The 389-nt window shown below is 76.6% G+C and carries 1 protein-coding gene; it reads right to left on the minus strand.

The window, feature by feature from the left end; translation table 11 throughout:
- Positions 1–389 (minus strand): protein kinase domain-containing protein (locus tag QWY29_RS19850; protein ID WP_336621855.1); only part of this gene is annotated, 389 nt, incomplete at both ends.

A 389-nucleotide genomic window follows, 5' to 3' on the forward strand; every position in this document is an offset into this window, starting at 1 on the left:
CGGTGCACGACCCCCGCCTCGTGCACCGCGGCCAGGGCGCGCAGCAGCTGGGCCAGGAGCACCCGCACGTAGCTCTCGGGCAGCGGCCCGTGCTCGGCGAGCAGGTCGTCGAGCGACCCGCCGCGCACCAGGTCCATGGTGAGGACGACCAGGTGGTCCTCGGCGGCCCAGCCGGTGGGGGCCACGACGTGCGGGTGCGCGACACGCACCGACTGCTCGCGCACGAAGCGCAGCAGCATCCCGGCGTCGCCCGCGGCGGTGGTCTGGTCGAGCACCTTGGCGCCCACCCAGCGACCGGACTGGTGGTCCCAGGCCCGCCAGACCGACCCCATCGCGCCCAGGCCGATGCGGTCGGCGAGCTCGTAGCGCCCGACCAGGCGCGCCGGCGG

Source organism: Nocardioides abyssi (assembly GCF_030412915.1).
Classification (GTDB): Bacteria; Actinomycetota; Actinomycetes; order Propionibacteriales; family Nocardioidaceae; genus Nocardioides; species Nocardioides abyssi.